The sequence below is a fragment of the uncultured Butyricimonas sp. genome (genome assembly GCF_959596855.1).
GTDB classification, from domain to species: Bacteria; Bacteroidota; Bacteroidia; order Bacteroidales; family Marinifilaceae; genus Butyricimonas; species Butyricimonas muris.
In genome coordinates this window covers 1-12,055 of sequence record NZ_CAUFYA010000016.1, presented here as the reverse complement: position 1 = coordinate 12,055, position 12,055 = coordinate 1, and the positions used below count along the sequence as shown (strand labels likewise).

Sequence of the window (12,055 nt, the reverse complement as noted above, 5' to 3'; positions counted from 1 at the left end):
GGATTAAAAGTTTACCTTCGCGGAAAAGGTACGTTTATGATAGATCAATCCGTGATATGTGCAATAGCAACCGCCCCCGGCATGGGAGCATTAGCTGTGATCCGGCTTTCGGGTAAAGGTAGTATTGAACTCTGTGAGCGGCTGTTTGTTTCGCCATCAGGGAAACGACTGGCGGCAGCACGCCCGAATACCGTGCATTTCGGCAAAATCATGGAAGGAGAGGAGATGATCGACGAAGTTCTGGTTACTGTTTTCCGTGCCCCGCACTCCTTCACGGGTGAAGATTCTATCGAGATATCCTGTCATGGTTCCGTCTATATCCAACAGCGTCTGTTGCAGTTACTGATTACTTCCGGAGCCCGTTTGGCCACTCCCGGGGAATTTACGCAACGGGCATTCTTGAATGGTAAAATGGATCTGTCACAAGCGGAAGCCGTGGCAGACCTGATTGCCTCGTCCTCGTCAGCCGCCCATAAAATGGCGCTAAACCAGATGCGGGGTGGCTTTTCCGACGAATTGATGAAATTGCGTATGGAACTTTTGCGTGTTACTTCATTGCTTGAATTGGAACTCGATTTCTCGGAAGAGGATGTCGAGTTTGCCGACCGCTCCGAACTACGTTCCATTGCGGTGGGTATCGATACCTTGATTTCCCGCTTGTGTGATTCCTTTTCTTTGGGTAACGTGCTCAAGAATGGTATTCCGGTCGCTATCGTCGGGAACACGAACGTGGGGAAAAGTACCTTGCTGAATGCCCTTCTTCGGGAAGACCGGGCTATTGTTTCCGATATCGAAGGAACCACCCGTGACGTCATCGAGGACACGATCAACCTGCAAGGTATCACCTTCCGTTTTATCGACACCGCGGGTATCCGCCATACCGACGATAAAGTGGAATCCATGGGAATCGAGCGCACTTTCTCCAAAATAGAACAAGCCCGCGTAGTGCTACTTCTTGTCGATACGACCAAAGATATCTCGAACTTTGTCCCGTATTATACCCGTGTCAAAGAACGTTTGGCTACCGATGCCCGCCTGCTGATCCTTCTCAACAAAATCGACTGTTTCCAAACCTCGGATTCCCTCGTGGCTGAAATTGCCGCCCTCTCTTCCGGCGAACCCATTCTGCCCATCTCCGCGAAGACAGGGTACAACATCCCCGACCTAGTGGAACAGCTTGTTGCTACCGTCAACATCAACGCCCTTTCCTCCGGCGACGTTATTGTCAGTAACGCCCGCCACTACGAAGCCCTATCCCGCGCCCGCTCCGCTATCGAACGTGTCATTTCCGGTCTGGACTCTCACCTTAGCGGTGAATTTATCTCCCAAGACATCCGCGAATGCCTCCATTACTTCGGCGAAATCACCGGACAAATTACAACGGATGAAGTACTGGGGAATATATTCAAGAACTTCTGCGTCGGCAAGTGATGACTTGGAAACAGCCGTAACCAATTATAACCATTTAGAATAAAGTCGATGTATATCAGTGACTTTTCTATTTTAACACTTCCCAAACCGTATTTGGAAGTAACGGATTTTATCCATATTTTTCTATCATATTTCTACTGCGACGGAGATTTACGGTTAACCCGAATGTCACAGTGACGCATTAGTTGACGTGTGTTGACAGTGGTTTACATGTGTTGACAAAATCAGGCATAAAGATTATTTTCTTCGGTAATCTGGACATACTCGTAGTCCATTTGCCTAAATGTGGTTATTAGTCCAGCTTCCAATGCCGCTTCGCTCTGTATTGACATATTCATATGCCCTGTTATGGTATTATTACTTATTTATTCCAACTTGCAGTATTCTGATACCTAATGCATTTTCTATTTCTTGTTTTCCATCGTTTCCTTTCCTTTCCTTTCCTTCTCCTAAAGCGTTGTCTATCTTTTCTTCAGCCATTGTATGCATCAAAAATACCTTTGCCTTATTTGGTAGGTAAAGGTACTATAAATAATTGAGATAGCACAACTTTCAGGTTGTCAACTAATGCTCTATTCTAATTTTGGAAAAACATTATGCAATACATCACGAGCATTTTGAGAATTTCTTAAGTATTCCAATGCTTTCAAATTATAAGATGAAATACCTAATACCTTTTCAATAATAGAATGAAGACCTTTGTTATTGTATAGCATAATAACTTTTGCATAATTGCTGGTCTTAATCACATCATCTAATTCCTGCAATCGTATATTATACCATTCTTCTATTTTGATTTGTTTTACGAACTCATTAAAATTCACCTCGACTTCAGTTTTGTCTTTTCCATTCCGCACATGAGACTCATTAAAGTTATAGTTAATTCTTTGGATTAGATACGAAGAAATTTGCTGTTCTTTATTTCGAGTTAATAAAGCTAAGATTTGTGTTTTAATGCTATCTATATCGCAGGTTTCATGTTTATATTCGGCAAAACCTTTAATAAAATCCTCTATCAGAAAGAGATTTTCTATTTCTGCAACATCATATGAATAAATATTCTCTGCTGCAAGTTTATCTAACTGTTCTTTTGTCCTAAAATCTCGATCTATAATACCGTATGCCACAGCATATTTGTTACTTATTTTATTATAAGCTTTTGTATAATTAATTACATCTTTACACGAAGCAAGTGGAGTTATCGTAAAATTCGGAAACAACAATTCTATTATTTGCCTATCCAAACTGCCTTGTTTGCCCTCGCAAAATAGTACTTTTTTTCGACTACCCAATATTTTCATCAACAATGCTTCTGGTATTTCAGAATCAAAAATTGGTTCAATTTCCCAATTTTCAAAAATACCAGAAGTACTACTGCTGTAGGATTTTAACCAACGTTTGTTAGCTATTCTCGTAGAAGCAAAATCTATATCATGGGTTAAATATATAAACATACAATCTTTACGCTTTTCCTCCAATATATCCCACAGTTTATTAAGTATCGCTTTATGCAAATGCATCTCAGGCTCGTCAACGATAATCAAAGATGATTCTTTAGCAAGCATGACACGTCCGACAACATAAAAAATAACACGTTCTCCATCGCTCATTTTATATGCAGGATATTTTTCGTCTCCACACTCTATCTGAAGATTACCTAAATTATCACATAATAAAGTTCTATGTTCTATAAGATGGTTCCAAATTTCAATAACCTCATCTATATTACTTTTAAAATCATTAAGATGTATAATATCTCCTTCTTGCGCATTTGAACAAAAATTATTTCTTCTTTCTAATCTCTCAGAAATTAATGCAGAAACAAGTATTCTTAGTTCTTCACTATATTGCTTTGATAAAGAATAAGGATAATCATCATTTTTTTCTGCCTTAAAAGTTTGCTTATCATCTAAACAAACTTTCTGACGACTCTCATAATCAGCAAAAGCTGATTTATATGTCGGAATACTATTGTATGTCGGAAACACTAGTAATTTTTGAGCTGGAATAACAATACCATTATCTGTTTTTTCTAATTGTTCTCTTATTGAATTTGCAAATGTAGTCTTTCCACTGCCATTCGCTCCTATAAGAACCACATTAGAACTTGTAAAACCAATCGCTTTAAGTAAATAAAATGTTTTACTCACAAAAAAGCTCTTAACGAATACGTTCTCTGCCAAATCACGGTATTTCTCAAAGTTGTGTAATTTCTGAAGTTTATTTTGATGCGTTCTCAGCTTCTCCACTTCTAAAGTTCGTATTAAATTTGCTAAGCGGTCAAATAAAGATTCCGGTATCTGATCTTCCACAACACTTTGTTTCATATCAACAAATAGGTTCATCAAACGATCTTCTGCACCAAAATTAACACCATCTTGTCTATACTCATCTAGAAACGCTTTCATGAAAGCCAAATCTTGATCAATCAAATCCAATAACTCTTTCTTGTCCATATATATCACACTCTTATCAGAGATAACTTATCTTATCAACTCGACAACATTTTCAGGAAGCATTGCATCCCCAACATCATCTTTCGGAGCGTTCTTAAGGAACAGCATTGGAACGATGGTGTAATTCTTGGCAAATGGTAACAGATTAGCTTTACGGAGAAGTTCGGCTGTTAACTGTTTGCCATTCTCCTGAGTTGTCCATTTGCATTCGCCAACTAACAGATACTTTTTATCAAGCGATTCGGCCATTACATCGAACTCGACCTGTTCCGGCTTTTTATCCTCATTGAGAACAGAACCCCACCAGCGTTTTGCCTTGCCATAAACTACTCCATTAACAAGATTTCCTGTGACAGCATCCCGACACAGTTTTTCCCATTGCATACTCACATACTCAGAGAAATGAGCAGTCAAAGCCTGTTCTATGGGTAAATGACGGCCAAGCTCAATAAACGAACGATTAGGAACAACAAACTGATAGTAAAATGCTATAAACGGATCGGCTATCTTGTAGAGGCTCTTTTTCGCATTCTTTTCATCAATACCGAATGGAACATCTTTTTTCAAGAATCCGAGATCGACAAGCTTCTTCAATGGACGCGACAGATTAGTTGCCGGCTCATTACATCGTGCTGCAATCTCGGAAAGCCGATTTGCACCAGTACCGATATAAGACATTATCGTTGAAGTCTTGACAATATCTTTAACGTCATCCTGAAACAGTTTTATCGGCTCTTCATAAAGAGTTCCATTTACAGAAAGGATATTGTGCCACAAGGCATCATCAAGCGAGTTTCTGTTTTCCCTCAGTTCCCAATAACGCGGTACACCACCCCATACGGCATACTCTTCAATGGCACTCATCGCATCAAGGTTCAAAGCCTCCTGAATATACGGTAAACGTATTGGTGTAAGTCGCATTATCTCATCAGCACGGCCATAGAGGGGTGCAGTAGAATCAAGGAACAGCCCATACATCATATTTTGCGACGAACCACAAAGCACAAGGTTATACTTCAACTGCTTCTCGTCAACAAGTTTCTGTAATACAGACGGCAATTCTGGAGATTGCTCCACAAGATACGGAAATTCATCCAAGCATAGAGTAAAACATCTGTCTGTTCGATAATTGACCGCACGAAATATAGATTCCCAATCCGGATATGTCAACTTATCAAAATCCGGAAACACTTGTGCAATTACTTTTGCAAGCAATATCCTCTGGAGTTGGCCTTCAGAACGGTCGGCAAGGAAATAAACATCCGTGTCCGACAACACCCTTTTGATAAGCGTTGACTTACCCAATCGTCTGCGACCATACATTACGACTAATGAGGACTTCTCTCGCGCAAGAGCATCTTGTAGCCGTGCAGCTTCATCTATTCTATCAACGAATTTCATGTATCTTATTTATTATGCAATACAAACATAATGTTTTTATCGCATAACACAAAATTTTAAGCTGTGTTTTTTATCCTAATAGAGCCCTCGACTTATGTGTAGGAAACATGAGTTTTATCCTTTTTTCGAGTCTCTTTTCCTTGTTTTTAAACTCAAATCTTGCAAAGCTTTTCCCAACTTGTCTTCTTTTGCCAGCCACAGAATATCATCGTCAAGCTGTAAAGCATAATGATGTATTAAAAGGGAAAATCTCAAAATTAGAAGAGGTGGCTAAAATCAATAAGCATTTGGAAAAGTGCGGAAAACAAGGTGATTTTGCTTTGGATAAATGCAAAAGCTATCATATTATTCGTAAGTACCATATATACCCGTATAACAAACAATATGTTATTTTGTTATATGGGCGCAAACAATTTCTCCTTACAGCATATATTCAAGATTAGTTTGGCTATTCAAATGAAAAGCAACTTTACTTTATCTCCATATTCATATGTACGAGTATTAAAGTAAACCTAACAGAGGGAGGGAAAGAGATGGCTTCGCTAACCCCGAGTCGAACTATACCTGAGCCTTCTCTTTTGGCTACAAAAGAATCCGAAATTCCAACTCACAAGACTGACAAAATTTCATATATGAACTTTTATTCATATTTTCGTCCTCTAAAGAAACAAATTATGGAAACATCAAAAACATACAATAGAACAATTAATTTATTAGATAAGTACACACAGTTTATCAAGTCTATTAACACCAAGGATATTGAGAACAATCTTACACTAGATAAATTAATAGAACTAAAATCAATACTGTCTGATATTAATAACATCATGACATTAATATCAACTCGTTCTATTGCGACAAAGATATCAGACATATTATCATTTAAAAATGAAGATAGAAAGCGGGTATTTAATGTTATTGATAACCAAAAGCCAAACACGAATGGGTTCGATATAAGAATTGACTCTCCTGTAAAAATATTAGTAGAAGTCAAATGTAATTCTCTAATTCACAACAAAAAATTTGGTGCTGCACAAATCAATGCAATTCTTGAAGATGCTAGAAAATTACGGTTAGAATCATCTCGACATATAAAGGCAAGTAAAAGTATTCAAGACACAAAAGATTATATTAAGATAATTGCTATTGTCAATTTTGGCAATAGGTCTGACGAAGATTTAACGTCTCAACTACTGAGAGAAACCAAGTGTAAAGAATCTACTAATTCTGCAAGAAAAGAACGAATGAAAGTGAAAAAGTTTTTAAAGCCATTATATTCACTATCACAAATACATGAAATAACAGATTTAGATAATGTTTATCTAACAGTTTTATCAATAAATGATCTAAAAACTGAGTTAGAGCGAATACGATGTGAATACTGTTTATCACTCAAATGCTAACAGAGGGAGAAAAGAGGGCGATTTTTCTCTTTTCCCCTCCGTTTGAAGATAAACTAAGGTTAAAAACGTTAAATCTTTGATTTTTGACGAAAAAATAAGTAAATTTTTGAAGCGTCTATCTTTTAAATTGTAAACTATTGATAATCAATATATATAATGCTGCGTCGGGAAATAACCCCGTATTATTAACGATCACCATAAATATTACAGTTATGAAAAAGTGTAAAATTACCGTTATGAGAATAGCTTGCTATCAAGATTTGATGGCAAAGTATGAGAATCCTATGGAACATGCTTGTGATATGAAAGAAGGACAAATTTTCATAGCTAATGGTTGGAAGAAGCCCGAAGGTATGTGCGATAGTGCTTGGGAGAGCATGTCTTCTTTTGTAATGACTTTAGCGCATGGCGGAGGTAATTTTTATAACGGGTGGATGAAAAATGAGAAATCAGCCATGATATCGTGCAATGACGGTTTTCGTCCTGTTAGTTTTTTGATTGAGGCATTGGAAGAAGAGGCCGAATGAGGGGTATTCAAATGGATTTCAAAACTAAACTATCTCGGCGTGTCGGAATGGATGATATTCGTGAGATTCTTTTTCTTGTCGAGAGTGATGACGGTCAAAAGCAGAGATTGTATGACTTGATTATCAGTGATGATGGGGTTATCGGTTACCATGCGGCGTGGGTTTTTACTCATTTTTCACCGGAAAACAGAAAGTGGTTGTACGGGAAACAGGATGAATTGATAGATGAAGTATTAGCTTGTAAACATGGGGGAAAACGGAGGGTAATTCTTTGTTTGCTCTATCAGATGCCACTAATGAATCCGCCAAGGGTGGATTTTCTTGATTTCTGTTTGGAAAAAATGATGTCGTGTCAGGAATTGCCGGGGGTAAGATCGCTTTGTATGAAATTGGCTTATGAATTATGTCTTTCAATTCCTGAATTGATGCAAGAATTAAAAATGGCACTTACGATAATGGAAGTTGATACATTACCATCTATGCGAACTGTTCGAAAGAATGTGCTGAAAGCGATGGGGAGAGGGAAAAGTTTGCAAACTTTCTGATTGAGCAATTTGTTAGTAAGCTAATTATCTTGTGATTGTCATCAGGGAACGTTTTCAAGAACGAACATATCATTCATTGCTTTTGTGCTTAATTATAGTTCTGTTATCAGTATTGATAACCTTTTCGGCTCAAATGCAAGTAAAATTTGACAAAGTCAGCTCAATTTAAGTCGATAAATTTACAAGAATATAACTAACTAGAATAAAGTCACTGACATTCAGTGACTTTATTTATAATGTAAACGAGTGTGGTAAAATCACCGAATCACTCCACGTGCGTGTACCAACTACCGGAAAAATCAAGTTGATTTTCCCCGGCAAAAAAGATATACACGTGTGCCGTGCAGCCGATAGACTCGTCAAGAGTGAATTCCCCTTGCAAATCTCCCCGGCAGCCATTCACTTCCGGGGCTAATCGGGGTGATCGTGTCAAGTTGTCGTACAAGACGCCGACTTGCATTTTGTCCGTTGCCGCCGCGGTTTTCCACTCTCTTTCTTCTTCCCATGTCACGAGGAAACGATTACCTTCCTGCTTTATTTGTAAATCACGGGGCAATGCCAGTTTCCCCACGGTGAACACGAATCCCTCGAAGTCCGTGATTTCGCCTGTTCCGTCAAAACAACGGAAATTGGTCGAGTTGAACAAATTGGGGGCTATTTTCCCTTGTGCCTTGGCGGCAGTACGCCACACGGTAGGGGATACCTGTTTCATGTATTCCTTGTAAAACAGTTGTACTGCCTTGAAACGGGTGATTATCTCCTGTTGCTTGGGCGTGTGTCCTTCCACTTCCCATTTCCTTTTTTTCCCGGGAATGGCATATCGTTTGACGTGCGTTTCGCCATTCCATGTGTAATAAATCATGTTGCCTCTTCTGCCACGGATTTTGCCGTTAAAAAAATCGAATATTTTCATAATAAGATACTTGATTTTGTTAGTTGTCTTCATATTTCCTCCTCCGGTTCCAAGTACTGTGCTTGAGAAACTTCCGTTTTATCCGCCTTCGTCGCGAACGTGTACACGACTAAGTCTTCTCGCTTCACCCCATATTGCAGTGTCATGAACACGGAACCGTATTCCTTCCGGTTACGAAGCTGTATTAATTGCCAATCACCTGATTCTTTTTCCAACAACACGCCGTACACCAAGTCATCCGCGTAAGCATTTTCCTCGTCTTCCATTCCTGTTTGCGTGAAAACAAGCTTGTTTGTCATGCTGTTGTAGCTAAGCGTCACATTCGGAACTGCTAATGTTCCATTCGTGCGAAGCAGGCGTTTGTAGTCAGCCATAACCGTATCCTCGTCCGATTGCCGGAGTACATTCGTGAACGAGAAGGGGAGTCCCGTTTCCGGAACTCCCTTTTCAACATTCGTCATGCTTCTTCCTCCAATTCTAAAAACTGTGACTTGGAAGCTTTCTTTTTGTTTGCACTCAGCGCGAACGTGTACACGATCAGGTTTTCTTTCTTCCACCCTTGCGGTAACGCTGCAGAAGTGGAACCACCTTCACCTCGAACGCGAAGCTGCACCAATCGGCAAAAACCTTTTTCTTTCTCCAGTAATACAGCATACACGAGGTCATTCGCGTTGCAATTTACCTCTTCCTCCATGGCTGTTTGCACGAAGGCAAGTTTGCTATTCGCGGCTTGGTAGCTAACTGTCACATCCGGAACCACGAGTTGTCCATTTGCGCAGAGCAGGTGTTCGTACTCAACCGTGATTATATCGCCTTCCACCGTACAAATGTCCTTGTTCAGGTGATGGAATGCATTTCTCGCTAAAAGTCCCCTTTTGCGCTGCGGAAAACCGATAACGATTGCCGGTTGCAGATTTTGTGTTAATTCTACTAACATTCCGAACCTTTTCCGTTGTTCAACGGCGGCAGGAGAATCGGAACTTTTCCTCTCCGCACCTTTTCTTCTCGCGATATTATCGCTGTATCGCATATAATACGATACTTTACCTACGGAGCCAATAATGGCACCCAAAAGGTCTGTGAATATTTTAGCTATAATAAATAAATTTTAGCTATTAATACTACCGTGATAACTCATTTCCTTTAGAGCGGATAAACTGTTTTCACGATAAACAGCCTCAACGCCATTTAAGTAATTTTGAAGACAAGCAAACGGCACAAAGTAAAAACCGTTTTAATATCACGCAATAAGCAGTTATCGTCTTCAGTAGTAAATCGCCAAGTATTTTGCTAAAGGCAAAAGGGCATTTTGTATTGACTCAATAATATGAATCAATGTTGATGGAGTATTTTTCAACGTGGCAAAGATCAATAAAAATAATCACATTGCAAAGAAAATCTGGTATTATTTTAAAAATAAATTTTCCAATTTCCCTTCTAGTAGGTCGAAGTATTTGATTACGTGCATCGAAGTCCGTATCGTGGTAAAGAGTTTTTCCGGGGAATTATACGCGTGATTGATTTGGGAATATCCCGGATTTTTCCTAATATTGTGTCGTTAATAAATAAGTCAAACCAAAACGTCAAGAAGGAAGAAACAGACATTTGAATTTGAAAATATAGTAGAACGAACAGGATATTATTTTACATTGCAAAATCTGGTACATTTTCAATTACTACGAATAATAAGCCGAATCACGTTCCACCCCCGTTTGGGCGTGGACTGTTTTCGCTTTCGTAGTGAGAGGTTTACCAGAGCCTTGCAATGTAGGAAGAGTCAGCAGTTTCACGCTCTCTTTATGTCCTTCCACTTAGAAACGTTATAAACAGTACCGGAAAGTTCATCTAGGACAGCGGTTTTGCAATAAATTACTACTTTTGTTACACGGCTACCCCAATGAGCGTTTGATGGAATCTGAAAATTGATTACATTTGTATAATTATTCGGGATAATACCCGGGTAATGAAAATGTGAAATATTTGAAGCGTTTAGTTTTATCCTTGTTTTGAAAATCGCCAATTTACGAAGCAGAAGGGTAAACAGTACAAACGTTCATGCTTGCCATATAGAAATCTACTCTATATTTGGTTTAGCGTGGGGTAGCTGTTTATTTCTGCAAAGGTGTTTGGCGATTACCAATAGTTTTTGCTGTAATTGATTGATATTTAAACAAAAAGCCCACTTTGTTTTGAAAGTGGGTAACAAATCAGTAACAAAATAGCCTTTTTATTGGGCTTGTGGGCTTTTCTGATACAAATATACTGAATCTAAATTAAACAGCCTAATTAAAAATGTCCAACCTCTATTAGTGTTCAAAAACAAAGTCTTATTCTACAATGATTAAACGATTATAAATCTGTCCATTATAAACATATTCTTCCATCCTTCCAATCACTATTTTCCATTGGCTTTTAAGTTGCATATTTAAAGTGGATGTTATGGGATATGAAAAGTGTATATCTGCAATAAGGTAATATCTAAAATTTTGACTATCCAAGTTTTCGTTTAATTTTATTTCCTCATTTCTCAAATCAACCGGAGGGCAAATCTCGTAAAAACCAACTTCATTATCTTTGATTGTGAAAGATAGTCTATTACAAGAAGAAATGATATTACACCCGGTTCCTGCTTTATTATTTTCACTATAAATAAAATGGTTCCCAAAATAGAAAGTTTGAGTATATTCCTTTCCATTAACAAACTCAATTTGATAAGCATCATTTGATTTATCTTCATTGTCCTTGCTACATCCATAGAAGAAAACTACTACTATGAATAAAAATAGAATCTTTCTCATAATCTGTATGTTTTTTATTGATAATCGTAATACAGACCATGTAAAAAATAACGTGGGCTTGCACGTTATCGGAGTAAAGGTACGACCAAGTAACCCACAGACCAATAATAAGTACAGCCCACGCATAGCACGGGCGTTCACTCATTACTCAACGGTCTGTAATTTTTATTGGTCGTTTTTTACTCCATTGAATAATAGCTAACGCTAATATTTCCAAATTTTACACGGCAAAGATAAGTATAAGTCAATAAAGGACAAAGAAAAAGGGCTGAATCTGTATTATTGTAGAATACTACATAACCATATAGGACATTTTATAATTTTAGGGATATACACTAAAACTTGCACTTGGGGTCTCTACCTGTTACCAATTTTTGGTAACAACATACAACTTATTATAAGGGTCTTGTAATTTACACGTATGCTCCAACATTCTTAATCTCATCATCAAGTTCCTTTATATCTTCATCGGATATAGAAACGCTTGCCTTGTTTGCCACTTCAATAATTTTCTTCTTTAGCCTTGTGTAGCACTTCCTGTCACCAAACACTTTTGCATCTTTCAATTCTTCTAGAAAAGT

Annotated in this window: 12 protein-coding genes and 1 pseudogene; 4 read left to right on the top strand and 9 right to left on the bottom strand. The window is 38.2% G+C overall.

From position 1 onward, the window contains the following. The first annotated feature begins 36 nt into the window (after window positions 1–36). Window positions 37–1,431: a tRNA uridine-5-carboxymethylaminomethyl(34) synthesis GTPase MnmE gene (gene mnmE, locus Q5866_RS08925; protein ID WP_303179871.1), complete on the top strand. Its 1,395-nt coding sequence runs from the start codon at window positions 37–39 to the stop codon at window positions 1,429–1,431. Between the two features lie 357 nt (window positions 1,432–1,788). On the opposite strand, the gene Q5866_RS08920 is transcribed toward mnmE, so the two are convergent. From Q5866_RS08920 to Q5866_RS08905, 4 genes and pseudogenes are all read right to left on the bottom strand, one after another. Then, window positions 1,789–1,920 carry a hypothetical protein gene (locus Q5866_RS08920; protein WP_303179870.1) on the bottom strand — a complete coding sequence of 44 codons (132 nt, stop codon included), beginning with the start codon at window positions 1,918–1,920 and terminating at the stop codon, window positions 1,789–1,791. A gap of 83 nt (window positions 1,921–2,003) precedes the next feature. Then, window positions 2,004–3,887 (bottom strand): AAA family ATPase, encoded by a 1,884-nt coding sequence (locus tag Q5866_RS08915; protein ID WP_303179869.1) that lies wholly within the window; start codon window positions 3,885–3,887, stop codon window positions 2,004–2,006. Between the two features lie 27 nt (window positions 3,888–3,914). After that, window positions 3,915–5,288 (bottom strand): ATP-binding protein, encoded by a 1,374-nt coding sequence (locus tag Q5866_RS08910; RefSeq protein ID WP_186975451.1) that lies wholly within the window; start codon window positions 5,286–5,288, stop codon window positions 3,915–3,917. Window positions 5,289–5,402: 114 nt separating this feature from the next. Continuing rightward, window positions 5,403–5,516: pseudogene (locus tag Q5866_RS08905) on the bottom strand (transcriptional regulator); the annotation flags it as partial. A gap of 446 nt (window positions 5,517–5,962) precedes the next feature. Here Q5866_RS08905 and Q5866_RS08900 point away from each other — a divergent pair. From Q5866_RS08900 to Q5866_RS08890, 3 genes are all read left to right on the top strand, one after another. Beyond that, the gene (locus tag Q5866_RS08900) at window positions 5,963–6,691 is read left to right on the top strand and encodes a hypothetical protein (RefSeq protein ID WP_186975450.1); all 729 of its coding nucleotides are present in this window, start codon (window positions 5,963–5,965) and stop codon (window positions 6,689–6,691) included. Window positions 6,692–6,903: 212 nt separating this feature from the next. Continuing rightward, a complete protein-coding gene (locus Q5866_RS08895; protein WP_099292564.1) occupies window positions 6,904–7,218 on the top strand; it encodes a TIGR04076 family protein in 315 nt (104 codons plus the stop codon). Between the two features lie 11 nt (window positions 7,219–7,229). Next, the gene (locus Q5866_RS08890; RefSeq protein WP_303179908.1) at window positions 7,230–7,763 is read left to right on the top strand and encodes a hypothetical protein; all 534 of its coding nucleotides are present in this window, start codon (window positions 7,230–7,232) and stop codon (window positions 7,761–7,763) included. Between the two features lie 265 nt (window positions 7,764–8,028). Here Q5866_RS08890 and Q5866_RS08885 read toward each other — a convergent pair whose 3' ends face one another. The 5 genes from Q5866_RS08885 to Q5866_RS08865 form a co-directional block, all read right to left on the bottom strand. Beyond that, window positions 8,029–8,676 (bottom strand): hypothetical protein, encoded by a 648-nt coding sequence (locus Q5866_RS08885; RefSeq protein WP_303179868.1) that lies wholly within the window; start codon window positions 8,674–8,676, stop codon window positions 8,029–8,031. A 29-nt stretch (window positions 8,677–8,705) separates the two neighbouring features. Further along, a complete protein-coding gene (locus Q5866_RS08880; protein WP_303179867.1) occupies window positions 8,706–9,137 on the bottom strand; it encodes a hypothetical protein in 432 nt (143 codons plus the stop codon). After that, on the bottom strand, window positions 9,134–9,748 hold the full coding sequence (locus Q5866_RS08875) for a DUF6266 family protein (RefSeq protein WP_303179866.1): 615 nt from the start codon (window positions 9,746–9,748) through the stop codon (window positions 9,134–9,136). The genes Q5866_RS08880 and Q5866_RS08875 overlap by 4 nt, the downstream gene beginning before the upstream one ends. Window positions 9,749–10,352: 604 nt before the next feature. Next, window positions 10,353–10,487 carry a hypothetical protein gene (locus tag Q5866_RS08870; protein ID WP_255302031.1) on the bottom strand — a complete coding sequence of 45 codons (135 nt, stop codon included), beginning with the start codon at window positions 10,485–10,487 and terminating at the stop codon, window positions 10,353–10,355. 516 nt (window positions 10,488–11,003) lie between these two features. Further along, complete coding sequence (locus tag Q5866_RS08865) at window positions 11,004–11,474, bottom strand: hypothetical protein (protein WP_270543225.1); 471 nt, start codon at window positions 11,472–11,474, stop codon at window positions 11,004–11,006. Window positions 11,475–12,055: the final 581 nt, after the last annotated feature.